22 protein-coding genes and 1 pseudogene are annotated in these 23,304 nt (G+C 61.3%); 9 read left to right on the forward strand and 14 right to left on the reverse strand.

Annotated elements, in window-relative coordinates; genetic code table 11:
• Positions 1-116 precede the first annotated feature (116 nt).
• The 3 genes and pseudogenes from INT40_RS11685 to INT40_RS11695 all read left to right on the forward strand — a co-directional run.
• A pseudogene (locus INT40_RS11685) lies at positions 117-458 on the forward strand (FAD-dependent oxidoreductase); the annotation flags it as partial.
• Positions 459-608: 150 nt separating this feature from the next.
• The gene (locus INT40_RS11690; RefSeq protein ID WP_193096108.1) at positions 609-1,889 is read left to right on the forward strand and encodes an ATP-binding protein; all 1,281 of its coding nucleotides are present in this window, start codon (positions 609-611) and stop codon (positions 1,887-1,889) included.
• A gap of 95 nt (positions 1,890-1,984) precedes the next feature.
• Entirely contained in the window at positions 1,985-2,383 is a 399-nt protein-coding gene (locus INT40_RS11695; protein ID WP_193096109.1) for a hypothetical protein, read from the forward strand.
• Between the two features lie 245 nt (positions 2,384-2,628).
• Here INT40_RS11695 and INT40_RS20965 read toward each other — a convergent pair whose 3' ends face one another.
• Positions 2,629-2,763 carry a hypothetical protein gene (locus tag INT40_RS20965; protein ID WP_264298404.1) on the reverse strand — a complete coding sequence of 45 codons (135 nt, stop codon included), beginning with the start codon at positions 2,761-2,763 and terminating at the stop codon, positions 2,629-2,631.
• Positions 2,764-2,905: 142 nt separating this feature from the next.
• Between INT40_RS20965 and INT40_RS11700 the strand changes: the two genes are divergently transcribed.
• Genes INT40_RS11700 through crtI form a run of 3 tightly spaced genes read left to right on the forward strand, consistent with a single transcriptional unit; the run spans position 2,906 to position 6,944 of the window.
• Positions 2,906-4,414, forward strand: coding sequence for an SDR family oxidoreductase (locus INT40_RS11700; protein ID WP_193096110.1), 1,509 nt, complete (start codon positions 2,906-2,908; stop codon positions 4,412-4,414).
• 41 nt (positions 4,415-4,455) lie between these two features.
• Positions 4,456-5,352, forward strand: coding sequence for a phytoene/squalene synthase family protein (locus tag INT40_RS11705; protein ID WP_193096111.1), 897 nt, complete (start codon positions 4,456-4,458; stop codon positions 5,350-5,352).
• Positions 5,349-6,944, forward strand: coding sequence for a phytoene desaturase family protein (gene crtI / locus INT40_RS11710; protein ID WP_193096112.1), 1,596 nt, complete (start codon positions 5,349-5,351; stop codon positions 6,942-6,944). Before INT40_RS11705 ends, crtI begins: the two co-directional genes overlap by 4 nt.
• Here crtI and INT40_RS11715 read toward each other — a convergent pair.
• The 3 genes from INT40_RS11715 to INT40_RS11725 form a co-directional block, all read right to left on the reverse strand.
• Positions 6,928-7,515 carry a YdhK family protein gene (locus INT40_RS11715; protein WP_193071875.1) on the reverse strand — a complete coding sequence of 196 codons (588 nt, stop codon included), beginning with the start codon at positions 7,513-7,515 and terminating at the stop codon, positions 6,928-6,930. The genes crtI and INT40_RS11715 overlap by 17 nt on opposite strands.
• 87 nt (positions 7,516-7,602) lie before the next feature.
• Positions 7,603-9,771 carry a heavy metal translocating P-type ATPase gene (locus INT40_RS11720; RefSeq protein ID WP_193096113.1) on the reverse strand — a complete coding sequence of 723 codons (2,169 nt, stop codon included), beginning with the start codon at positions 9,769-9,771 and terminating at the stop codon, positions 7,603-7,605.
• Between the two features lie 27 nt (positions 9,772-9,798).
• The gene (locus tag INT40_RS11725) at positions 9,799-10,167 is read right to left on the reverse strand and encodes a metal-sensitive transcriptional regulator (protein ID WP_193096114.1); all 369 of its coding nucleotides are present in this window, start codon (positions 10,165-10,167) and stop codon (positions 9,799-9,801) included.
• Between the two features lie 137 nt (positions 10,168-10,304).
• On the opposite strand from INT40_RS11725, the gene INT40_RS11730 reads away from it, so the two are divergent.
• Entirely contained in the window at positions 10,305-10,883 is a 579-nt protein-coding gene (locus tag INT40_RS11730; RefSeq protein WP_193096115.1) for a CueP family metal-binding protein, read from the forward strand.
• Between the two features lie 36 nt (positions 10,884-10,919).
• Here the strand turns inward: INT40_RS11730 and INT40_RS11735 are convergent, their stop codons facing one another.
• Genes INT40_RS11735 through idi form a run of 9 tightly spaced genes read right to left on the reverse strand, consistent with a single transcriptional unit; the run spans position 10,920 to position 18,967 of the window.
• A complete protein-coding gene (locus tag INT40_RS11735; RefSeq protein ID WP_193096116.1) occupies positions 10,920-11,732 on the reverse strand; it encodes an NAD(P)-binding domain-containing protein in 813 nt (270 codons plus the stop codon).
• A gap of 21 nt (positions 11,733-11,753) precedes the next feature.
• The gene (locus INT40_RS11740) at positions 11,754-13,274 is read right to left on the reverse strand and encodes a cryptochrome/photolyase family protein (protein WP_193096117.1); all 1,521 of its coding nucleotides are present in this window, start codon (positions 13,272-13,274) and stop codon (positions 11,754-11,756) included.
• On the reverse strand, positions 13,274-13,792 hold the full coding sequence (locus tag INT40_RS11745; RefSeq protein ID WP_193096118.1) for a TspO/MBR family protein: 519 nt from the start codon (positions 13,790-13,792) through the stop codon (positions 13,274-13,276). Before INT40_RS11745 ends, INT40_RS11740 begins: the two co-directional genes overlap by 1 nt.
• Positions 13,793-13,838: 46 nt before the next feature.
• On the reverse strand, positions 13,839-15,416 hold the full coding sequence (locus INT40_RS11750; protein ID WP_193096119.1) for an FAD-dependent oxidoreductase: 1,578 nt from the start codon (positions 15,414-15,416) through the stop codon (positions 13,839-13,841).
• Positions 15,413-15,736 carry a lycopene cyclase domain-containing protein gene (locus INT40_RS11755; protein WP_193071883.1) on the reverse strand — a complete coding sequence of 108 codons (324 nt, stop codon included), beginning with the start codon at positions 15,734-15,736 and terminating at the stop codon, positions 15,413-15,415. Before INT40_RS11755 ends, INT40_RS11750 begins: the two co-directional genes overlap by 4 nt.
• Positions 15,726-16,079 carry a lycopene cyclase domain-containing protein gene (locus INT40_RS11760; RefSeq protein ID WP_193096120.1) on the reverse strand — a complete coding sequence of 118 codons (354 nt, stop codon included), beginning with the start codon at positions 16,077-16,079 and terminating at the stop codon, positions 15,726-15,728. Before INT40_RS11760 ends, INT40_RS11755 begins: the two co-directional genes overlap by 11 nt.
• Complete coding sequence (locus INT40_RS11765; protein WP_226831201.1) at positions 16,076-17,356, reverse strand: cytochrome P450; 1,281 nt, start codon at positions 17,354-17,356, stop codon at positions 16,076-16,078. The genes INT40_RS11760 and INT40_RS11765 overlap by 4 nt, the downstream gene beginning before the upstream one ends.
• Before the next feature lie 11 nt (positions 17,357-17,367).
• Positions 17,368-18,432, reverse strand: a complete 1,065-nt coding sequence (locus INT40_RS11770) for a polyprenyl synthetase family protein (protein WP_193096121.1) — start codon at positions 18,430-18,432, stop codon at positions 17,368-17,370.
• Complete coding sequence (gene idi, locus INT40_RS11775; protein WP_193096122.1) at positions 18,425-18,967, reverse strand: isopentenyl-diphosphate Delta-isomerase; 543 nt, start codon at positions 18,965-18,967, stop codon at positions 18,425-18,427. Before idi ends, INT40_RS11770 begins: the two co-directional genes overlap by 8 nt.
• 73 nt (positions 18,968-19,040) lie before the next feature.
• On the opposite strand from idi, the gene INT40_RS11780 reads away from it, so the two are divergent.
• The gene (locus tag INT40_RS11780) at positions 19,041-19,595 is read left to right on the forward strand and encodes a MarR family winged helix-turn-helix transcriptional regulator (RefSeq protein ID WP_319021979.1); all 555 of its coding nucleotides are present in this window, start codon (positions 19,041-19,043) and stop codon (positions 19,593-19,595) included.
• Between the two features lie 75 nt (positions 19,596-19,670).
• Here the strand turns inward: INT40_RS11780 and INT40_RS11785 are convergent, their stop codons facing one another.
• On the reverse strand, positions 19,671-20,504 hold the full coding sequence (locus tag INT40_RS11785; protein WP_193096123.1) for a Ku protein: 834 nt from the start codon (positions 20,502-20,504) through the stop codon (positions 19,671-19,673).
• A gap of 126 nt (positions 20,505-20,630) precedes the next feature.
• Here INT40_RS11785 and INT40_RS11790 point away from each other — a divergent pair, with 126 nt between their 5' ends.
• The gene (locus tag INT40_RS11790; RefSeq protein WP_193096124.1) at positions 20,631-23,195 is read left to right on the forward strand and encodes an ATP-dependent DNA ligase; all 2,565 of its coding nucleotides are present in this window, start codon (positions 20,631-20,633) and stop codon (positions 23,193-23,195) included.
• Positions 23,196-23,304: the final 109 nt, after the last annotated feature.

Consider the following 23,304-nt stretch of genomic DNA (forward strand, 5'->3'; position numbering starts at 1 on the left):
CAGGGGAAACACGTAGATTTTTCGTGCTCTTTCGGCTGGAATCCAGACACTGAAATGGATGGGTTCCGGATCTGGAATGGCCTACTTAAAGCTGATCACACACAGTCGTCGCAGTTGAGGCCGCGACCTGGATGGCCGCACTGGGTGCACGAGTACGAATGCTCGTTCGCGGTGGTGGCCTTCTGGCCGGTCACGAACCGTTCGCGGGCCAGCATGTCACCGAGGCGCTTGAAAGAGCAGGGGTCAGAGTCGATCTGAGAGCCGAGGTCACCGACCGCAGCCGGAAACGGGCCGCAGACACTGGCCTCGGTCGTATCCATGGCGGTGAAATCACGATCCGGACCAACAGTCCGGACGGGGAATCCATGTTCGAGGCTGACGAGATCCTCGTGGCGACAGGGCGACAACCACGCCTCGACGGTCTCGGACTGGAGAGCGTGACAACTCCCATCCCCTGAGTCCGCTGCTTCCCTTTGCGCAAATCTGATCAACCGTCCTTTGACGGACTTGACAGTTCGGCGAAACTGTTCAATAAGTGACAGCGAAACTGTGCACTTCAGTTCGGCGAAACTGTTCAATAAGTGACAGCGAAACTGTAATCTTGGTCCATGGAGTATCAACCACGAATCCTTGACAGTGTCATTTCAGGCGCTCTGAAGAGGTTCCCTGCCATAGCTGTGGACGGTCCGAAGGCTGTGGGGAAATCTGCGACCGCATCACGGCTGGCCGGATCTGTATTCAGGCTAGATAATCCGGAAGAACTATCAATCCTTCGCGCTGACCGTGGTCGAGCCAGCTCAGCTGCTCGTCCAGTTCTCTTAGACGAGTGGCAGTACGACCCGCCGATTTGGGACCACGTCCGTCGAGAAGTCGATCATGACCGTACTCCGGGGCGCTTTCTGTTGACCGGCAGCGCGAATACCAATGAAACACAGATCCATACCGGTGCGGGCCGTATCGTTCGGCTCCGTATGTACCCGATGTCTCTAGAAGAACGTCTCCTAGACGAACCATCAGTCAGCCTCCGCCGCATCCTCGCTGACACCGGCGACGATATCGAGGGAACAACTAGCGTGTCGCTCGACTCGTACGTGCGCGAGATCGTGTCTTCAGGCTTCCCTGCCCTCCGCAACGGCTCCTCGTCAACAATTGCGGACGAGCTGGATGCCTATCTCACTTATGCGTTACAGAGGGAGGTTCCTGCACTTGGTTCACAATTCAGACGGCCGCAGGCTCTGCTTGCATGGCTTCGTGCATACGCTGCAGCGACCTCGACGACTGCAAGTTTCGAATCCATCGCTGCAGCGGTTTCAAAGGAGAGCCGCCCAAGCCGCGCGACTATAGGAGTTTTCAGAGAAGCGCTCAGCCAATTGTGGCTGCTTGATGAAATACCCGCTTGGATACCTGAGGGAGGGGAACTGAACAAGCTGGGAAATAAGCCGAAACATCAGCTCGCAGATCCAGCTCTTGCTGCTCGGCTCCTCCGCGCGACGCCGGAGTCGCTTCTCGGAAACCGAACACGGGCCGATACCAGCCGCAACTATCGGAGCTTGAAGAATGGCCCACTCCTCGGATCCTTCTTCGAGTCTCTCGTCACCTTATGCATTCGGTGTTATGTCCCAGCATTCGGCCATCAGGTAGGTCACCTGAGAACGCACTCCGGAGACCACGAAATCGACTTGATTGTTGAAAAGCCGGATGGTCGTGTGGTTGCAATAGAAATCAAGCTCGCCTCAGAAATCGATGATTCCGACGTTCGCCACCTCAACTGGCTGCACCAGAAGATTGGTGATGAGCTCGTCGACAAAATCATTGTGACATCCGGAAAATTCGCCTATCGCAGACAGGACGGAGTAGCTGTAGTTCCTCTGGCGCTTCTGGGCTCATAGCTGGAATCTGACTGCCCAACACCCTGCATCAGTCCCCTCGTCGTTTTCCTCGGTTGCCGGTTACCCAGGCACTGAGAGTCACGCTGGCCCAGCCGATGCCTACGCCAGCAATGCTGGGGTGCCTCATTTTGGTATCTGCCTCGCGATGTCTGCAAGAACGTCGTCGCTGGGATGGTGCCAAGATCAAGGCCGGCGCCGACATCGTCGCCTCACCCAACGCGCTCGGGTTCGGTCGACTGATCTTCCGATTCGGTGAAGACGACAAGCCAGTCGAGGAAGACCCCGATTTCAGTCCCCTCGCAATTCCCGCCCAGACTGCCTATGGCGATTGCGGCCGCGACATCGTCACACTCGCGGGCGAGACCAAACCACTCGTCACCAACACGGCACTTCCATGGGCGGCCCCGGAGAACCGGATCATCGTCGCCTCGAACTCCATCATCTACTCACTCGACTCAGAAGAAGAAGCAGCTCAGGAAGAAGGCGACAAGTAATGCGTACTCTAACTCTCACCACGGTCCTCGCCAGTCTGTTCCTCGTCCTCGGACTCGCCACAGGAGCATCCGATGCAACCAGAACCCCTGCCCGATGCGCCACAGCTGGAAGCCGGACGCGGAGGGTTTCTTTGCTCAGTCCGAGCTCGTTCGCGAGGCGGGCGGTTGCCCGTTCGCGGTGTCGGGGTCGGCTTGAGCATGGATCACGAGTTCGACGGCACGAGTCTTGAGCTCGTCGGTGTATTTCACTGGCACGAGGCTTCCGGTCGCGTTTGGCGACCTGTCGCGATGACCTCGTTGAGAACAGCGCTCTTGTTCTTCTTCGAGGCCTTCTTGTACTGCCTGGCGTATTTCGTGGTGGGCTCTGTTCGAGTCGCCATCGACCGGTCACTCCCCATGGTGTCCGAGGGTCCACCATTTCGCGGGTAAAAATATATGAGGCACGGAGGGTGGCATCCGGTCTGTATATCTGAGTCACGTCGATCACTAGCCAAGCTAGTGAAATATGCTTATGGTGACAGCGTGGAACAATCTCGCCCTGAAATCATCGAGCCATCACCTCATCCCCGCACGGTCCTGGTGCTCGGAGCCACCGGTTACATCGGGGGACGCCTCGTCCCTCGCCTGTTGCAGGCCGGCCACCGCGTTCGCGTCGCCGTGAGGTCTCCGCACAAACTCGAACAGGTGCCCTGGGCCGATGAGGTCGACATCCATCGCGTCGACCTCGACGACGGGGACGGCCTCGTCGAGGCTGCCACCGGAGCCGATGTCATCCACCATCTCGTCCACTCGATGGGATCGGGGCACGACTTCGAAGACAGGGAAGCCGCAACCGCCAGGCGGGTAGCCGAAGCGGCAGAGGCCGCAGGCGTCCGACGCATCGTCTACCTCGGGGGACTCCACCCCGACAAGGCGGACCTGTCCATGCACATGCGCTCGCGAGCAGAGGTCGGCCGGATTCTCATCGACTCGCCTGTGCCCGCCGTCGCGTTCCAGGCGGGCATCATCATCGGATCTGGATCGGCCTCCTTCGAGATGGTTCGTCACCTCGCCCTGACCTTGCGGTTGATGCCGGCGCCGAGGTGGGTCACCAATCACGTTGAACCACTGGCGGTCCGTGATGTGCTCTACTACCTCCTCAGGGCCGTCGACATCGACGGTGACGTCAACCGTGCCTTCGACATCGGGTCCCATGATGTTCTCAAATATGCCGAGATCATGAAGAGATTCGCTGCGATCGCGGGACTCAAGCCCCGGCACGTCCTCACGCTGCCACTGCCTGCACCCACGCTGTCCGGGATCTGGGTCGGCCTCGTTACCCCGCTGCCGTTCACGCTGACACTGCCGCTCGTCCAGTCACTGCAAGAGGATGCTGTCACCAAAGACCGCGATGTCGACTCTGTCATATCGCCACCACCGGACGGTCTGCTCAACTATGAGCAGTCCGTGCGCTTAGCGCTGCAGCGCGAGGCTGAAGGGGCTGTCGATACTAATTGGGATGCCGATGCGGGGGAGCTTGCCCAGGCAGCGAAGCCTCTGCCCAATGATCCCGAATGGGCAGGAGAGCGAGTATTCACCGATGACCGGACACTGCGCTTTCCTGGGCTGACGCCCGAGCAGCTGTGGCCAGTCATCGAAGGCATCGGCGGACGAAATGGCTGGTATTCGTGGCCACTCGCATGGAGGGTGCGAGGTGTGTGGGACAAGCTCGTGGGTGGCGTTGGACTCAATCGTGGGCGACGCCTGCCGGATCGTCTGCGTGTCGGTGACCCTGTCGATTGGTGGCGGGTCGAGGAGCTGGACCCCGAGCATCGTCTGCTCCTTCGTGCAGAAATGCGGGTGTCAGGCAGTGCATGGCTCGAATTCACCACCACCGAGGCTGGTCGTGGCTGCGATTTCAGGCAGCGAGCGATCTTCATTCCGAAAGGCATCCGAGGGCGACTCTATTGGGGGTTCGTCTCGCCTTTCCATCGGCTCATCTTTCCTGCCATGGCGAAGAATATCGCCGGAGCGGCGGAAAAATCTCGGTGAAAGCGAGGCCAACCACATAATCGTTAGCTAAGCTAACGAATATGTTCTCACAGACGCACGAGGTGTTCAGTCGGACGGCTCAGCAGGCAGCCAACGCCGTCATCTCGAACTATTCGACGTCTTTCGCGCTGGCCACCAGACTTCTCGGTTCCAACCACCGTCACCACATTCGCAACATCTATGCCCTCGTCAGAATCGCCGATGAGATCGTCGATGGGCTTGCTTCCGACGCCGGACTCGAAACGAAAGAGCAGTACGAACTGCTCGATGGCTTCGCGAACGCAACCCGCAGCGCCCTGAGATTCGGCATCAGCGACAACCTGATCATCCACGCATTCGCTCAGACCGCAAGGACGACCGGAATCGCCGGTGATCTCATCGAACCGTTCTTCGCTTCGATGCGAGCAGATGTGAGTGCGCTCAGCGAACCCCCCTCATCCGTGCGCAGCTTCAGCCCGGACGAACATCGGGACTACGTCTACGGCTCCGCAGAGGTGGTGGGCCTCATGTGCCTCAAAGTCTTCCTCTGTGCTCAGAATCGCACGCCCGCTGAAACCGAACAGCTGGAATTCGGTGCGCGACAACTCGGAGCGGCGTTTCAGAACGTGAACTTCCTCCGCGACCTCGCCGACGACAGTCTGAGACTGCGCCGCAGCTATCTCACCGCCGACAGCCGACTCACGGACGCTGACAAAACCGCGTGGGTGATCAGGATTCGACGACAGCTCGCACATGCTCAGGCCACTTTCTCGCTTCTGCCGAAAGATGCCAGAACAGCGGTGAGAAGCGCCGCAGCCCTCTTCTCCGCTCTGAACGAGAGGATTGCTGTCACTCCCGTCGAACGTCTGTATCAAGAACGAGTGCGCATCCCCAACGTGGTGAAAGCAAGGCTGGCTTCGAAGGCCATCGTCGTCACGGCGAGGGAGAGGCGACCATGACACAGCGCATCGCCGTCATCGGCGGAGGGGCAGCGGGACTGGCCACTGCTGCACTGTTGGCCCGCGAGGGGCACACGGTCGACCTCTTCGAGCAGAATTCGACTCTCGGCGGCCGTATCGGTTCGATCGAGCGGGACGGTTATCGGTTCGACACCGGACCGTCCTGGTACCTGATGCCGGAGGTCTACGAACATTTCTTCAATCTTGTCGGGACCTCTGCGAGCGCCGAACTGGATCTGCGGCCCCTCGACCCGGCCTACACCGTATTCAGCCCCGCCACGACATCCTCACAAGCGCAGACGATCACGATTCCGCAGGGCAAAGCCCAGGTCCTCGAGGTCTTCGAGCGCACCGAGCGGGGCAGCGGTCGTTCTCTGAGCCGATATCTGGCATCGGCCAACCGCACCAGGAAGATGGCGATCGACTACTTTCTCTATAATCTCTTCACCTCACCGATGTCGATGCTTCGGCCAGAGGTCATGACCGCGCTTCCGACTCTGGTTCGTCTGCTCGGCACATCTCTTGAGCGCTTCTCCTCCACCTCGGTGAAGCATCCTGTGCTGAGGCAGATCCTCCAATACCCGGCGATCTTCCTCGGCACAGACCCACGGAGGGCACCGGCGATCTACCACCTGATGAGTGCCTTGGACCTGTGCGACGGGGTCCAGTACCCGATGGGAGGATTCAGGACCATCGCCGATGCATTGACCCGCATCGTCGAAAGATCCGGAGTCCGCGTGCACACCGATGCGACCGTCACACACATCTCTGCCGCACCACAAGGCAGCGGACGCCGAAAAGCCACCGGCCTCGTCTGGACGGATCACGAGGGCCGGAATCACGAACACCGTTGTGACACCGTCGTCTCAGCCGCTGATCTTCACCATACGGAGACTCAGCTCCTGGACTCTGTCGATCGGAGCTTCCCTGAAAGCTGGTGGGAGAGGGTGACGAGTGGGCCGGGCGCCATTCTGGTCTTTCTCGGAATCGAGGGTGAGGTCCCGCAGCTTCCGCATCACTCACTCTTCTTCACCGACGACTGGTCGACTAACTTCGACGACATCTTCGGCCCTCGACCGAAGATCTCCTCCCCGGCATCGGCCTATGTGTGCAAACCCAGCCACACCGATCCCAGTGTGGCACCACCTGATCACGAGAATCTCTTCATCCTCATCCCTGTGCCGGCTGATGCCGGAATGGGCGCCGGGGGCCGCGACGGGCAGGGAGATCCACGCATCGAACGTGCAGCGGATCGAGCCATTGAGCAGATTGCCCGTTGGGCCGATATCCCTGATTTGAGAGATCGGATCAGATTTCGACAGACTCAGGGACCGACGGACTTCTCCAGCAACTTCAATTCGTGGCTCGGGGGGATGCTCGGGCCAGCCCATACGCTGCGACAGAGTGCGATGTTCCGCCAGCAGAATGTCTCCAAAAACGTGGAGGGGCTCTACTATGCAGGTGCGACGACCGCTCCCGGTGTCGGTGTGCCGATGTGTCTGATCAGCGCCGAACTGGTGCTCAAACGCATCCGAGGTGACTCGAGTCCGGGGCCGCTGCCCGTCGGCAACGGGTCTACTCGGCTGGCTTGATTTCGTCTTCGACAACCCACTTATGGTTTGTCATCGTCATCTCGTCCGTGTCGACATCGACCATGTAGACAGTTTCATCGGTCGAGCTTGCGATCGTTGCCTCTGCGCCCTTCATTCCTGGCATATGGTCGGCTTCGAGCTTCACCTCAGAGCCGTCCTTCAGGGGTGCTTTCCCGGGGTTGTCGAGTTCCTCATGAACAACCCACTTGTGATCCTTCACCGGGTCGCCGCCATCGGTTGGGGTGTAGCTGACCGAATAGGTCGTGGTGTCGAAGGCGCCTGAAATCGTCGCCTCTGCACTCTTCATCCCTGGCATATGGTCGGCCGTGAGTTTGACCTCATCACCGACGGCGTACTTCGGATCGGACGCCTTCTTGATGCCCGCTGGCGGATCGCCGCCATCAGCGGCGTGCTCATGGCTGTCGCCATGCCCCTCACCGGATGACGACTCGGACTGGTCCTGAGAAGGTTGACCCGCTTCGTCTTCTCCGGAACTGGCACACCCGGACAATGCCAGGGCTGTCGCGGCTGCGATCGCAGCGATTGTCGTCAACGGTGTGGTCTTCTTCATGTTTCTCCTTCTTTTCCGGACCCACAGGCCCTACGGTGCACCGACGTTCGGATCGGTGATTTATGGGGCGACGATCCCGCCGACCTTTCAGACAGTTGCATCTTCCACGGGCAGGGCTGCGAGTGTGGCTGGGTCGAGATCGACTCGGCGCAGCAGCTGGGCGTTGAGTGCGACGACGATCGTCGACAGCGACATCAGGATTGCCCCGACTGCAGGGGACAAGACGAACCCGATCGGTGCGAGGACACCAGCTGCGAGAGGAACGGCGAGAACGTTGTAGCCGGTAGCCCAGGCCAGGTTCTGCAGCATCTTGCGATAGCTGGCCCGCGAGAGGTCGATCATCGACAGCACGGCACGGGGGTCATTTCCAGCGAGGACAACTCCCGCTGATTCCATCGCCACATCCGTGCCGGCACCGATGGCGATGCCGACCTCAGCTCGTGCCAGGGCCGGGGCATCATTGACGCCATCTCCGACCATAGCCACAGCCTGTCCACGACTCTGAAGCTCAGCGACCTTGGTGTCCTTGTCCTGCGGGAGGACGTCGGCAAAGACCTCGTCGATCCCCAGATCCGCGGCCACTGCGTCAGCGACTTGACGAGCGTCGCCGGTGATCATGGCAACAGCTACACCTCGACTGTGCAGGGCCTCCACTGCTGCCTGTGATTCCGGCCGAACCCGATCTTCCAGAGCCAGGGCCCCGATGATCTGTCCGTCGGAGACCACATGCAGGATGCTGGCTCCGCGATCGACCCATTCGTGAGTCCTGGCGGCAATATCAGCTGGTGGGTCGAGGTTGAGCTCACGCAGCATATTGGGTCCTCCGACAGTGATCTCTGCACCGTCGACGACTGCGCGCACCCCTCGTCCGGTGGCAGACCTGAACTCAGAGCCGACCAAGGCCATCGCCGAAGCTTCCTCGTGCTCACTGGCAGCCGTCACGATTGCCCGTGCCACGGGGTGTTCACTATCAGCTTCGGCCGCGGCGGCGATGGCCAGCAGCTTCCCGTCTGTGATGTCCGCTGCGGTTGCGATGTCGGTGACTGCGTGAGCGCCCTCGGTGAGGGTGCCTGTCTTGTCGAAGAGGACGACATTGACCGTGCGCATCCGCTCCAGAGCAATGCGGTTCTTGATCAGTACTCCGGCCTTTGCGGCTCGCTCAGTGGAGATCGCGATGACGAGAGGAATTGCCAGGCCCAATGCATGTGGGCAGGCGATGACGAGGACAGTCACAGTACGGATCACTGCATCATCGGGCTGGCCGATGAGGAACCAGACAAGGAAGGTGATGATGCCTGCGCCCAGCGCGAACCAGAACAGCCAGGCCGCGGCCCGGTCAGCCAGTGCTTGTGCCCGGGATGAGGATTGCTGGGCTTCGGCGACCAGGCGTTGGATGCCGGCCAGTGCGGTGTCCTCGCCGATGGCTTCGACCGAGACTTGCACGGAGTTGTCTGTTGCGACGGTGCCAGCGACCACATGATCCCCGCTTGCACGGGTGACGGTCTTCGATTCGCCGGTGATCATGGATTCGTCGAACTCTGCCGTACCGTCGACGATGCTGCCATCGGCCGGTACTCGTGCCCCGGACCGCACGAGAACGATGTCTCCGGTCGTGAGCTCACTGATCGGCACGGTCACGGTTCCGTCGTCGGTGACCTTGTCTGCCTCGTCTGGGATCAGATCGGCAAGAGCATCGAGTGCACCAGATGCCGCGCCCAAGGCACGCATCTCCATCCAGTGGCCCAATAGCATGATGACAACGAGCAGGCCCAGTTCCCACCAGAAGTCGAGCATGAACCCGCCGATACCTAGGCTGGTGATCCATGAAGCCACGAACGCGACGGTGATGGCCATGGCGATGAGCAGCATCATGCCCGGTTGGCGCGACTTCAGTTCCGACCATCCGCCGGTGAGGAATGGCATGCCGCCATAGAAATAGATGACGGTGCCCAATATTGGGGCAATCCAGTCGGCTCCCGGGAACTCCGGTGTCGTGTACCCGAGCAGGCTGGCAAACATGGGGCTGAAGAATACGACCGGGATCGACAGTGCCAGGCTCAGCCAGAACTTGTTCTTGAACATGGCCGCGTGATCACCGTGGCCGCCGTGGCCGGCATGATCACTGTGTCCGCCATGGCCGCTGTGGCCGTTGTGGTCGCCATGACCGCTGTGCTGGCTGTGTGAGTCGTGGTCCTGGGTGCTGAGCGAGTTGTGGTCGTGGTGCTCGTCCGACACATGGGGATGTGGGCTGCTCATGATGTCCTCCTGCTTCTTGTCTGTGGGTTAGCTGCGCATCAGTCGGCTGATGGCTTCAGAGACTTCGTCGAGCTTGGAATCGGCGTCGGCTCCGCCGTCCTTGACTGCGTCGACGACGCAGCTGCGCATGTGGTCGTCGAGAAGTCCTCGAGCTACGTTGCGCAGCGCTGATTGGATTGCTGAGACCTGGGTGAGGATGTCGATGCAATACTGCTCTTCATCGACCATCCGCTCGATTCCCCGAACCTGACCCTCGATGCGTGCCAGCCGTCGTTGATATCGGCCTTTGTCACGGATGTATCCGTGCTCGTGACCAGCAGCATGGCAAGAGGAATCCGTGCCAGCTTCATTTGTCTGAGCGGCGGTGGCGTCGTTTGGCTCGCAGTTCTCACTCATGTTGCTCCTCCACAATTGGATACCGGGGGTAGGTATCTGGCGCCGAGCATATACCCATCGGGGGTATAGTTGTCAACGGCGATCAAGCCTGTCCGCTGTTTGTGGTGGGCAACACGAATGCGATGTGAGGAGATGGATTGAAACGACGTGGAATTGCCATCGCGGCCCTCACGCTGCTGTTGGCTGGCTGCACAACCGGAGGCTCAGATTCGGGACCCGATGTCGAGCAGGTCTCGTCGGAGGAATTCCTCTCTGACCATGGGCTGTCAGGAATGGATGCTGTTGAAGCAATCGATCATCTCGATCAGCTGGACGTAGCCGATCGTCCAGGCGATCTGATGGCCTCGGTCTATCCTGATGAACTCGTATTGGCTGGAGAGGCGCAGGAAGTGACCCTCGACTTACCGGCAGATAAGACGTATGTGTCGATTGCCCCGTTTGTGAACACCACTCACGACTGCTTCTATCACAGCCTGACCACCTGCCTGGGAGAGCTCAACAAAAAGAAGATCGATGTCCAGATCGCCGACAAAGCCGCCGGCGACATCGTGGTCGATGAAACAGCCACGACCTTCGACAACGGTTTCGTCGGGTTCTGGGTGCCAAGCGATATCAAGGGAACCATCGAGGTCGGCTACGACGGCAAGTCCGGTTCTGCCGACTTCGACACAACCGATGAGGGCGCAACCTGCATCACTGATCTCCAGCTGACTTAACCGGTGGAGCCGGTTATCCAGATCAGCTTTGTCCGTTCACTTCGTGGAACGCAGCTCATGCGAGTATCCCTCGCGAAACGTGGGGAACTCCAGCGATCCGAGGAGGTCTTGGAACCGAGTGTTCTTGATTCGTCGCCCTGCTTCAGGCTCGTCCTCCAGATCCGGTGGAGCCGAGATGTCCAGAGCGGAGGCCAGAAATCCGACGACCTCGCCCAGCTGGACCGGACACGAGTCCGCAGCATGCAACAGCTGCGGCGGGTCTGGGGTGAACAGGAGGGCTTCCATGCCTCGGATGAGATCGCGGTAGTGAACGCGATTCGTCCATCGGCGGTAGTTCACTGCTCGGCCCGACCGAACTCCCTTGATGAGCGGCGAATCCTCGCGACCATAGATCCCGGCGGCCCGAACGATCGCAGCGGATGGGTACGTGGCACGAATGAGCTCTTCGGTGTCCCAGAGAGTGCGGGCAGGGCCCGACTCGGGTTTGGGCACGGTCTCCTCATCCGTGCTCTCCCCGGGTGCTGCGGCGCCGAGAACCCGAGTCGAGGACACGAGAATTACCCGCTTGGGGCGAGAGCCCAGGATGCTGATCAGACCTTCGACTCCGCGGCGATACGTCTGCTCATAGCTTGCATCGGAATAGTCATCGGGAGTCAGCGTGATCACCACTGCATCAACGCCTTCGATGGTGATGGTGCCGGGGTTGCCAAGGTCGACGTACAACTTTTCGAATGAGTCGGGAAGCTCTTCTGGGTGTCGGCGCAGGCCGATGACCTCCTGGCCGCTGTCCACGAGCCTCAGGCCCAAGCGGGTTCCCAGGTCACCGCATCCTGCTAGAAGCACCCTCATGTTCTCAACCGCCTTCGCGTCTTAGTCTTCTGCGGACTTTTGCCCCGCGGGCTCTGGCCCTGCAGACTCTGGCCCGGCAGACTCTGGCCCTGCGGGCTCGGCTCCTGCAGACATGTTCTTCATCCGATCGTAGGCACCCAGCGCGGCCTGACGTGAATCTGCAAGGTCAACGATGTGAGTCGGCGATGCGTCAGTCGAATAAGGGAGCCAGTCGTCGATATAGGCGCCGTCAGGGTCGAAACGTTCGCGTTGTCGTTCGGGATTGAAGACACGGAAATAGGGAGCGGCGTCGGCACCGCTGCCGGCGACCCACTGCCAGGAGACAGGGTTGTTGGCTTCATCGGCGTCGACGAGGGTGTCCCAGAACCATTGCTCGCCGAACCACCAGTGTTGGAGGAGGTTCTTGGTGAGGAAGCTCGCTGTGACCATGCGGACCCGGTTGTGCATCCACCCGGTCTCCCACAGCTGTGCCATTCCTGCATCGATGAGTGGGTAGCCGGTGGTTCCGGACCTCCAGCGGGCCAGCGCCTCATCGTCGTCTTCGTAGGGGAAGTGTCGGAACTCGTCTCTGATCGGTGTGTAGTCGATGTCGGGGTAGTGGTAGGTCAGATGCCAGGAGAATTCGCGCCAATAGAGCTGACGGATCCAGGCTGCGCGATCATCTGCGGAAATGGATGTTGTCGTCTGGGCGGCGTGGAGAAGTTGCCGCGGTGACAGTTCTCCGAACCGCAGCCTCGGCGAGAGTCGAGATGTGCTCGTTGCGTCCGAGGGAACATCCCTGGTGGTGCTGTAGCCATCGATGCCCGCGCCCAGATCCTCAAGCTGGCTGGCAGCGGCCCGGAGGCCCGGCGACCAGTGGCGGGCGATGGTGTTCTGCCACCACCGTGGGCCCCCGGCTGCAGCGAAATCTCCTGAATCGGACCCGGTGCCTTCGAGGAGTCCCAGTCCGTCGAGGTCGGTCACGGCTGAGCAGGCTCGTGCCGATTCCAGCAGAGCCGGGTCTAGTGGTGTTTGTGGTTCCGGCGTCGGCAGCACGTCACCGACTTCGCGTCCTGACACGGCTTTCCAGAACGGGGTGAAGACTTTGTAATGGTCACCACCCTGAGGGGCGGCCGTCCAAGGCTCGACGAGGAGGGACCCGATGTGGGAATGGACCGTGAAGCCCTGATTGCTCAACGCAGTCTTGATCTGGCTGTCGAGCGCTCGGGACGCAGGAGCATAACGACGCGACCAGCGAACCGCATCCACGCCGAGGCGATCGGCCAGCTGCGGAATGATCGCAGCCGCCTCTCCCGCGGCGAAGAGTAGAGGAATGCTCAGCTCAGAGAGCTCCTGGTGGAGGACGGCCAGTGACTCGTGTGCCCACCACCGGCTTGCCCCGCCCAGCGGTCTGGGCCCCAGGCCCTCATCATCGCGGGCCTCACGGATCCACGCGGCGATGACGCGGCCATCGGCACGCGCGGCCGTCAGCGCGGCGTGATCGCGCACGCGCAGATCATCACGAAACCACACCAAGGTGAGGCTCTCGTCGGCAGCGGCCATCAGGCGCTCTTCGTTCGGGTGAGTGCCAGGCACCGGTTCGTCTCGCCCGGATTGAGACGGAGGATCTCCGCGTTGAGGACAGCCGCGAATCCTACCCAGGCCGCGTATGGTGCGAGCGCGACGGCCGACACCCGATCGACCGTGGCAGCCTTCTTCAGCAGCCTCAGCGTCGACGCTTCCAACACGGCCGACGCAAGGAGAGAGGCGTCCGGGCGACGGGCGGAGAAGAACAGCCAACTCCATGCCACATTGACTGCCATGTTGACACCTAACTCACCCAGATATGCCCGCCGGTCGCGACTGTTCGGCAGGCGGTTCAGCGCTCGCCCCGAGGCGAATGCTGTCAATGAGTACAGAGTTGTCCACGCGGGTCCGAAGACCTTGCCCGGTGGTTGCCAGGCGGGCTTCTTCAGATTCGTGTACCAGGCGGAGTCGACTTTCGTCCCGAGTGCTCCAAGCGTCGCCGCTCCCGCGCACACCGCGGACGGAATGATGAAGCGTTTCCAATCGGCGGTCATGAGATCCTCTCTGTGGTTCGCAGTGATGTTCGTGAGAAATAGGCGGTCATCGGTGTCTCCTCGAGAGGCTTTGTGCGCCACGTCTCAGCAGTCCCAGGGCCCCGCGTCTCAGCAGTCCGCGAGTCGGTGGTGACCACAGCGGGGTTCCTTCGACCCTCCACGAGGCGAGGAGGTGATTGGCCGCCATGTAACCGGTCGTCGTGGCGCGTTCCATAAGTGCCACAGGTAAGTCGCAGCGCACATAGTCACCGGCGACGACCAATCCAGGAATCGGGGTGGCAGCCTCGGGCCGCTCATCCCAGGGGCGGGTGTCCGTCAACGCGCAGTCCGCTTCGATGAGCAGCTCTTGGTCCACGATGGGCAGATGCGCAGTTTCGGGGTAGACCTGATGCAGGTCAGAGAGCAGACGGGCCACGATGCTCGCCCTGTCCCGCTCAGAAGGATCAGCGTCGATGTCGAGCGCGTAGGCGTGAAGTTCCAGAACCGAACCGTTGTGGGACTGCGCCCACTGCTTGGCCCCTTCCTCGAAGCGTTCGAGCACCGAGACATTGTCGAGGACGTCATATCCGCTGGTGCCCAAAAACTCCGGCCGATGCTCAGCCACGGGTGCACCGAGCCAGAGACGCAGCACAGCGAAAGCGGGTGCGTTGGTCAGCGAGTCGATGTTCTCCAGCCATCCTTGCGCGGCTGGAGCGGTGCGCACGATCGAGTCGCGGCTGACCCTCAGCAGCTCACGAGCTCGCGCGGGATCGGCCGCGAGGACAACTGCATCGCCGTGGACCTCCTGGCCGTCGGTCGACACCATCCAACCCGACGAGGTGGATTCAAGCGAGGTCACCATCTCCCCGGTGCGGATCTGCACACCGATTCCGGTGAGATATTCGGCCAGTGGGGCCCAGAGAGCCGTGTCGTAGTCATCGACGGGGACGTCGAAGAGCAGGCCCTCTGCCGATCCGGCGAAGTAGGTGTGGAACATGGCGATGAGCTCACCGGCGGAGAAATCTTGCGGATCGGCGAAGAAGGAGCGTGCGAACACCTCAAGAGCCAGATGTCGGGCTTCGTCGGGGAAGCGCAGCCGGTCGAGGAAGTCGGCCGCGGACTCACCGTCGTAACGTCGATAGGTGGCGGGAAACTCGACGTCGATGAGTTCAACCGCAGCCGGGATGTCGACATCGAGGAGCCGGCGGAGAGGAAACGTCGGACTCTGCCAGACGAACCCGAGGAGATTGAACGGTGGAGTCCGCGGGATCGAGGCGAAGGTGTCCGTGGAGCCTCGGCGATGGAGGAGGGGGTAGTCGTCGACGGGCTGCAGGCGTTGAAGCTCGGGATCTGCCCGACTGAGCAGATCGCGAAGGTTGTAGTACTGCCGAAAAAATGCGTGGAATCCTCGGCTCATGGTCCGATCGTCCTCTACCGGCCATGCACTCACACGCCCGCCGAGGTGGTCGTTCTTCTCGATCACCGTGACCTTGGCACCGTGTTCGGCGAGGATCGCAGCCGCTGCCAGTCCAGCGATGCCGGCTCCGATGACGGTGACCCGTTTGGGCCTGAGCGGCCGCGAACGTCCCTGCGGTGCCGGGATGTTCTGCGCACATCGGTCTCTCGGCCGTGGTCCAGGTGTCATTCGGTGCCTTTCTGCGAACGATTGAGCTGCCATTGCCACACCATGAGCACAGAGGTGATCATGGCGAATCCGAATCCGAAGTCTTCGATTGGAATGTCCCAGGGGAAGCGCACATTCAGGAGGTGTGACGGGGTGTAGATGACGATGGGATCGCTCAATTTGGTCAGCCAGCCGTCGACCAGGCATTGGAATCCCAGACAGATGGCGAGCGCGGCCCAGTACTTCGCCCGTCGGAAGATCCCGCTGCGAAAGACGAAGGCTTCGAGCCCGATGACGACAACGATGCCGATCGCCGTCATTACCGTGTATTCAGGCATCATCGCCTCCACCCTTCCGGCTGGTGGCCTTCTTCGTGATGAAGTTGAGCACGGTGCCCACTGCTTCGTAGCTGAGCAGGGCACAGATGGGGATGACGATGAAGAAGACGAGTTCCTCCAGCGGCAGGTTGCCGAGGTGGAGGCCGGTGACGAACTGCTGGTTGTAGGTCCAATGGTCCCGAGCGATCGCGATGATGTCCCAGAGGGAGAATACGAGGATGACCGGGATGAGAGACCCGAGGAGGAGCTTCCAGCGGCGATAGACCCGGGCGGAGAACAGCAGCTCGAGGGGAAGCGTGATCAGCAGGCAGGCTCCCATCAGCAGCAGGTACTCGTAGGCGCTCATAGGGTCATTCTCGCAGCGGTGTGGGGCGAAGCCGGCGGCTGCGATCCGCCGCGTTCGTGCTGAGGGGCGGACCGAACAGTTGCTGCTGGACGTGACCTTTCCATCAGGCTCAGGTCCATGCCGCGCAGGCGGTACCCCTCGATGACGTTGTCCCAGCTGATTTCGGGCTTCCGGAGGAGGCGTGGTCCGATGGCCAGGAGCTTGTGGACAAGGGCATCGGTTTCGTAGAGAGCCAGTGGCTGGCCGGGGCACGCGTGGGCTCCGTCGCTGAAGCTCAGCCCCGTCGCGGCCTTCCCCCGTCCGAGATCGCGCCCGGGGTTGATCGTCTCCGGTGCGGTCCCCATCGCGTGGGGGTCGGTGTTGGTCTGTCTTACACACACGTCGATCAGGTCGCCTGCGGAGATGGTGTGGGGGCATCCGTTGTCCGAGACCTCGATATCGGCTTGCGCTCGACGGTAGAGGTGGCCGACGACAGGGTCGAGGCGGATGATCTCCTCGAGGATCTTCAGACGGGTGGGCTGTGAGGATTCGGTGTAGCGACGGCCCAGCTCTTCGTCCGTCAGCAGATGCCAACAGGCCATGGTGATGAATTCGCGAGTCGTCACCATGCCGGCTGTGCCGTAGGTTACGCACTCGACGAGGATGTCGGCGGTGCTGTAGCCGGCGGAGAGCAGATGCGAGAGCACATCGTCGCGGCGTCGGATGCGCCGGGAGCGAATCGCCGGTTGCACATCGTGAACGTAGAACCGTCCGATGGGTAAGAGGCCGTTGACGGCCGCTTGGGCCCACTGCCGACGGGTTCGGCCCATCGCAGGAGCGGCGAGGTCGACAGGCGGCTGCCGGAAGAACCCGACAAGACGCTTGGCCATCGCATCGGTGGAGGACTCGGTCAGTCCCACGATCTCGGCGGTGACTTCGACCGAATAGTTCAGAGCCGCCTCGTCGAGGCGAAGACCGCCGTTTGCGACGGCGCAGTCGACGAGGGCTTGAGCACGCTCGTTGATGAATTCTCCGTACTTCGCAGACACCACCGCGGGGGCGAAATAGCGAGCGACCTCTTTGCGCTGAGAATCGTGATCGTCACCATCGGAGATCAGTATGGGGTGTTTCCGAAAGTACCCGCGCGGGATCTTCTCTGCGGTGAATCCTGCCTGAGTGGTCCGATGACGCGTACGCAGCACGGTTGTGGCTGCCTCGTAGGAGCGGATCCTCCACATGGTTCCATCGTGTTCGACGCGAGGTTCGGTCTCATCGCGTGCTCCCACTGCTTTTCGCATGCCCACCGAGTTCATGCGATGCGCGAGCTGCAGTCGGAGGTCAGCTGGATCAGCTGGCGGCTCAATGTCGGTGGCAGGGCTGCATCGGAGATGAGTCGATACAGGTCCTCGCAGCGCTGAGTGATGATGGATTCGACGAACACGAGAGCTCCTGATTCCTCGATGACGTTCCGCAGCCGATGACCATCGGCAGTGCTCAGCATCCTCTCCCCGAAGAGGGGACGCACCTCGGGCCAGGACGGGTCGGAGCGAGCGAACGTGATCAAGAGGGTCTCCTTGCCTTCACGGAGGTCGCTGACATTGGATTTCCCGGTCTTCCGTTCATCGCCGAACAGTCCGAGGACGTCGTCGCGCAGCTGGTAGACCACACCGATCTGTGCAGCGATGGTGGCCAGTTCGGCGGTCTGGGTGCTGCTTGCCCCGGCCAGAACAGCCGCGATCAGTAGGGGAGCCTGAAACGAGTACATGGCCGTCTTCTGCCCGGCCATCTCGAGGACCTCCTGGGGTCGCGCTTCTTCCAGCTGCAGGCTCAACCACACATCTGAGTGTTCGCCAGCGGCACTCTGGAACAGCGTGTCATCGAAGATGTCGAGGATGGCCCGGCGTCTGGCGTCGTCGACATCGAGCCGGGCCAGCAGAGAGTGGGCGAGGGTGAGCATGAGGTCACCGCCCAGCAGTGCTGTTGCGTCTCCCCAGACTTGAGCCTCACGCGGGCCGGCGCCGCGGTGCATTGCGGCAGAGGTGAACTCTCCGGAGATGTTCGCCTCTCCACGACGGACGGTGTCGTTGTCGATGACATCGTCATGGATGACGAGTGCGATGTGCAATAGCTGCATGGCACATGCCGCGTCGACGGCGGCTGCCTGGTCACGTCCGCCCAGGCCGCGATGGGCGTCCAGGAGCAGGCGTGGTCGGACCAGCTTTCCTCCCGTGGCCATGTGTGTGAGTGAGTCCCAGAGCTGTCCGTACTGTGCGGAGAATGTGCGAGAACGGCGCCGTCCCTCCGTCAGCACCTGTGAGAGCCGGTCCTGGAACGAGAACGCGATGTCTTCGAGTGGGGTGATCGAATCAGTCATTGAGCCCCGCCTTCGCGATGTGCTCTGCGATATGCGGTGCAAGTTCAGGGAAATGCTCGACCAGCCACGGGCTGAATGCCCATGGTGCGGAGTTGATCGCCGCTGTCAGATCCGCGGCCGTCGTCCACTGAGTCTGGGACACCTCGGCGGTGTTCGGCGTCATCGACGATGTGGCCCGGGCGATGAAGACCGGGCAGTGTTCGTTCTCTTCGATTCCGGAGGCATCACGGGCGACGTAGGCGAAGTCGGGGATGGCGCAGGTGATGCGATCGATGCTCAGTCCGAGCTCGAATTCCGAGCGGCGGCGGACGGCGGCCTTAAGCGTTTCGCCAGGCCCGGGATGGCCGCAGAAAGAATTCGTCCACACTCCCGGCCACGTCTTCTTCGTCAGTGCGCGCCGTGTGACGAGAAGGCGACCGCGCCCGTCGACGACATGGCATGAGAAGGCCAGATGTCGTGGAGTGGACAGGCCATGGACTTCGGCCTTGTCCTGCACACCGATGGGATCTCCGGTGCGGTCGACGAGAACAACCATTTCCACTGTTCAAACCCACTTTCGTTAGCCAGGCGAGAGATTTAATCCAGTGTAGCAACGGTATGCTGTCATCGTGTCGAGCGTAGAGCGAAGAATCCACCCGGATTCAGAATTGCAGTACTTTTCGAACGAGCCCGAATTCTTCGATCGTTCTCAGCTGACGCAGCCCGAAATCACGCAGTGCATGTCCGTCATGGAGGCGCTGCGCCACTGGCGGGAAGCCGATCGGGCACTGGCGGAGGCATCCAGGCGGTATATGCGCCTCAATGAGAGTGACATGCGCGCCATTCGGATGCTCATGCAAGCGCAGAAGCAGGGCCAGATCATCACTCCCAGGGACATTGCCCATGAAGTGGGGATCTCCAGTGCGTCGACGACAAAGCTCATCGACCGCCTCGTCGCGGCAGGCCACCTGACTCGTGCCCCGCATCCCAAGGATCAGCGGACGCTCTGCATCGATGTGACACCACAGACTGCGCAGGCGGCACGTGAGGCCGTCGGCCGCCAACATGCGCGTCGCTTTGCCGCTGCAGCCAACATGAGCAGCGACGAGCGCGAGGTCGTCATCCGGTTTCTCACGGCACTGGCCGAAGCCGACGAACCGCAGGGAGATCTGGCTGGGCAGTGACCTGGCGGGACGGTGGAGGGAGCTGAACGAGCTGAAGAAAGAGGCTTCGCAGGGCGTTCCCCGTGTGGCTTCGTGTTATCCGGACTTCTTCGTTCCGGATCCATTTGAGCTTTTCTTCTTCGAGCGTGAACTGTCCACGGACTTCTGCAGAGCTTCCATCAGGTCGATCACGTCGCCACCGGGCTCTTCATCCTCTTCCTCGTCGGGGAAGGCCTTCTCCAGGTCGAGCGTCTCTCCCTTGTCGATCTTCGCGTCGATGAGTTTGCGCAGTTCGTCCTGGTAGTCGTCGTTGAACTCCTCCGGTGTGAAGTCCTCCGAATACGATTCGACGAGTTTGGCTGACATCTCCAATTCCTTTTTGGAGATCTTCGCCTGGGAGTTCACGCCCTTGAAGTCGACGTCGCGGATCTCATCGGCCCACCGCAGCGTCTGGATCATGAGCACCTTTCCGCTGACTCGCAGGATCGCCAGTCGTGTACGGGTGCGCAGAGTGATCTTCACGATTGCCGTGCGGTCGGTGTCCTCAAGGGTCTGGCGCAGAAGCAGATAGGCCTTCGGTGTCTTCGATGTCGGCTCCAGGAAGTACGATTTCTCCAACATGATCGGGTCGATCTGATCGTTGGGCACGAATTGGAGGACCTCGAGATCGTCATTCTCATCGGCGGGCAGGGCCTCGAAATCGTCTTTCGTGAGAATCACGCGGTTGTCGCCGTCGTCGTAGGCCTTGACCATGTCGTCGAACTCAATGACTTTCCCACACTCCTGACAACGGTGCTGATTGCGGATGCGCCCGCCGTCCTTCTCATGCACCTGGTGCATATTGACGTCGTGGCTCTCGGTGGCCGAATACAGCTTCACCGGAACGTTGACGAGACCAAACGCAATCGATCCGGTCCAAATGGCTCTCATCCCTCCATTGAAGCCCAGTCTCAGCACCTTGGCTACCCCCGTAGGTCCCCACCGCCGAGGCTGTTCCTCCGTGGCCCTCGTTACCGCCGGTGCAAGCGGGTAGCGTACAGAACTCAGGAGGTGTCTATGCCACGCCAGGAACAGAAAGTCACCGTCGACGGGCATCGGTTGACGCTGACCAATCTCGACAAGGTCTTCTATCCGGAGACAGGCACAACCAAGGGCGAGGTGCTCGACTACTACGCTCGCATTCACGAGCAGCTGATCCGGCACGCCCATGACCGCATTGCCACCCGCAAACGTTGGGTCGACGGTGTCGGCACACCGCAGAAACCAGGAGACGTGTTCTTTGAGAAGAACCTCCCGGACTCCGCACCATCGTGGATCGTCTCCCGTTCCATCCGTCATTCCACCGGATCCAAAAGGTACCCTCTGGTCCAGGACCGCGCGACATTGACCTACCTAGCGCAGATGGCCTCACTCGAGATCCACATCCCGCAATGGCAGGTCGCGAAGGGGGCATCTGACCCCGGCACCATCGAGTCGAAGACACGGCATCCTGACCGCATGGTCTTCGACCTCGACCCCGGGCCAGGACGCGAACTGGCCGACTGCATCGAGGTCGCACAGCTGGTCAGGGAGCTGCTGACCGGGATGGGTCTCGACGCCTACCCGGTGACCAGCGGCTCCAAGGGGATCCATCTCTATGCGCCGCTCGAGGGATCAGCCTCCAGCCAACAGATCTCCGACGTCGCCCACGAGTTGGCGCGCAGCCTTGAATCCGATCACAAAGACCTCGTCGTCTCAGCCATGAAGAAGACGCTGCGAGAGAACAAGGTGCTCATCGACTGGTCCCAGAACTCAGCGGCGAAGACGACAGTGGCCCCGTATTCTCTGCGCGGCCGGTTCACTCCCACAGTGGCGACACCGCGGACCTGGGACGAACTCGACGACCCGCCCGCTGTCGAGCAGCTGCGCTTCGAGGAGGTCCTTGAGCGGATCGACGACCACGGCGATCTGCTCGAACCGTTGGCGAAGACTGCCGGCGATTCAGCAAATCCGGCCCCCACCTCGGCGGGAGCCGCACCCGCTTCGACGAAAGGAACGTCGAGTTCATCGAAGGCGCCGCGCGACCGCCTGGACATCTACCGGTCCAAACGTAACCCGAAGCACACCAGCGAACCGGTGCCCGACAGCCACGGCACCAGCGGGGACGAGCTGTCCTTCGTCATCCAGGAACATCAGGCCAGCACCCTGCACTGGGACTTCCGACTCGAACACGACGGCGTGCTGGTCTCGTGGGCACTGCCGAAAGGACCGCCCACCGATCCGAAGCACAACCATTTGGCCATCCAGACCGAGGACCACCCGCTCGAATACGTAAGCTTCGAAGGCACGATCGAGAAGGGACAGTACGGTGCGGGCGAGGTCACGATCTGGGACTCCGGGACCTACGAACTCGAGAAGTGGAAGAAGGGCCGCGAGATCATCGCTGTCCTCCACGGGGCCGAAGACGGCGGGCTAGGGGGAGAACGACGATTCGCACTGTTCAACACCGGCGAGCACGGGCCGAACAAGGAACCCGAGAAGAACTGGATGATCCACCTGACCAAAGACTCATCTAAGAACTCGCCGAGGCGGGGCAAACCTTCGACTGAGCACACCGATTCCAAGCGAAACGGACACACAGGCCCCGAACGCACCGGTTCCACAGATGCGCAGCCCACTGACATGGCACCGATGCTGGCCAGTATCGGAAGCCTTCACTCCGTTCGCCGACAGGCCGAGGACTGGGCATTCGAAATGAAGTGGGACGGCATCCGTGCGCTCGCCGCCGTGCGCGCCGGCACCGATGATTCGTCCGGGTCGATCGCGCTGACCAGCCGCAATGGTCACGATCTGACGAAGGCCTACCCCGAACTCATCGAGCTCGCTGACTGCGTGGACGCTGATTGCATCCTTGACGCAGAGATCGTCGCACTGGGCCCGGGCAGTCGCCCCGACTTCGGGCGGCTGCAACGCAGGATGGGGCTGACGCGTGAGAGCGACATTGAACGTGAACGTGAGCGCACACCGGTGTATCTCATGGTCTTCGATGTGTTGAACGTTGATGGCGCTTCCTTGCTGAAGACTCCGTATCTCGAACGGCGTGAACGTCTCTTCGACATGGTCACCGAGGGTGAGCACATCCATGTGCCGGCGGCCTTCGAAGGAACCGTCGACAAGGCGATGGAGGCCAGTCGCGAACTCCACCTCGAAGGAGTCATGGCGAAGCAGACCGACAGCACCTATCTGCCGGGCAGACGAACCCACACCTGGGCCAAACTCAAACACACCTCCACTCGCGACGTGATCATCGTCGGGTGGCGCACCGGCAAAGGGGAGCGTTCCGAGACCTTCTCTTCGCTGCTGCTGGCAGCCCACGAGAAGGACGGTCTGGTCTATCTGGGTCGTGTGGGCACCGGCTTCGACGACCACCAGCTGCAGGCGCTGCGGGCACAGCTCGATCGCCTGAGCCGGAAGACACCTTCCCTGGATGTTCCTGCCGCCGAGTCACGTGATGCGAACTGGGTGCGGCCCAGCCTCGTCGGTGAGGTCCGATACGGAGGTATCACCGAGGCTGGTCGTCTGCGTCATCCCGTATGGCGCGGACTCCGGGGCGACATCGACCCGGAGGAGGTCACCGCGTGAGCCAGGAGGGGGTCGAGCATGTTCTCCCCGCAGGCCACCGCGGTCACAACGGGGGTTACGAGACTCCGAGGAGACTGTTAATGTGACGGCACCGGAACAGTACGGAAGC

It is taken from the genome of Brevibacterium sp. FME17, assembly GCF_014897515.1.
GTDB lineage: Bacteria > Actinomycetota > Actinomycetes > Actinomycetales > Brevibacteriaceae > Brevibacterium.

Bases quoted from the DNA above. Each gene is read 5' to 3' on its own strand.
- INT40_RS11740 (WP_193096117.1), bottom strand. From the start codon at position 13,274: ATGGCCGCTGCCGACGAGAGCCTCACCTTGGTGTGGTTTCGTGATGAT.
- crtI (WP_193096112.1), top strand. From the start codon at position 5,349: ATGACACAGCGCATCGCCGTCATCGGCGGAGGGGCAGCGGGACTGGCC.
- INT40_RS11755 (WP_193071883.1), bottom strand. From the start codon at position 15,736: ATGATGCCTGAATACACGGTAATGACGGCGATCGGCATCGTTGTCGTC.
- INT40_RS11765 (WP_226831201.1), bottom strand. From the start codon at position 17,356: ATGCGAAAAGCAGTGGGAGCACGCGATGAGACCGAACCTCGCGTCGAA.
- INT40_RS11715 (WP_193071875.1), bottom strand. From the start codon at position 7,515: ATGAAGAAGACCACACCGTTGACGACAATCGCTGCGATCGCAGCCGCG.
- INT40_RS20965 (WP_264298404.1), bottom strand. From the start codon at position 2,763: ATGGCGACTCGAACAGAGCCCACCACGAAATACGCCAGGCAGTACAAG.
- INT40_RS11725 (WP_193096114.1), bottom strand. From the start codon at position 10,167: ATGAGTGAGAACTGCGAGCCAAACGACGCCACCGCCGCTCAGACAAAT.
- INT40_RS11790 (WP_193096124.1), top strand. From the start codon at position 20,631: ATGCCACGCCAGGAACAGAAAGTCACCGTCGACGGGCATCGGTTGACG.
- idi (WP_193096122.1), bottom strand. From the start codon at position 18,967: ATGGTTGTTCTCGTCGACCGCACCGGAGATCCCATCGGTGTGCAGGAC.
- INT40_RS11705 (WP_193096111.1), top strand. From the start codon at position 4,456: ATGTTCTCACAGACGCACGAGGTGTTCAGTCGGACGGCTCAGCAGGCA.
- INT40_RS11720 (WP_193096113.1), bottom strand. From the start codon at position 9,771: ATGAGCAGCCCACATCCCCATGTGTCGGACGAGCACCACGACCACAAC.
- INT40_RS11770 (WP_193096121.1), bottom strand. From the start codon at position 18,432: ATGACTGATTCGATCACCCCACTCGAAGACATCGCGTTCTCGTTCCAG.
- INT40_RS11760 (WP_193096120.1), bottom strand. From the start codon at position 16,079: ATGAGCGCCTACGAGTACCTGCTGCTGATGGGAGCCTGCCTGCTGATC.
- INT40_RS11690 (WP_193096108.1), top strand. From the start codon at position 609: ATGGAGTATCAACCACGAATCCTTGACAGTGTCATTTCAGGCGCTCTG.
- INT40_RS11785 (WP_193096123.1), bottom strand. From the start codon at position 20,504: ATGAGAGCCATTTGGACCGGATCGATTGCGTTTGGTCTCGTCAACGTT.
- INT40_RS11695 (WP_193096109.1), top strand. From the start codon at position 1,985: ATGCCTACGCCAGCAATGCTGGGGTGCCTCATTTTGGTATCTGCCTCG.
- INT40_RS11735 (WP_193096116.1), bottom strand. From the start codon at position 11,732: ATGAGGGTGCTTCTAGCAGGATGCGGTGACCTGGGAACCCGCTTGGGC.
- INT40_RS11745 (WP_193096118.1), bottom strand. From the start codon at position 13,792: ATGACCGCCGATTGGAAACGCTTCATCATTCCGTCCGCGGTGTGCGCG.
- INT40_RS11750 (WP_193096119.1), bottom strand. From the start codon at position 15,416: ATGACACCTGGACCACGGCCGAGAGACCGATGTGCGCAGAACATCCCG.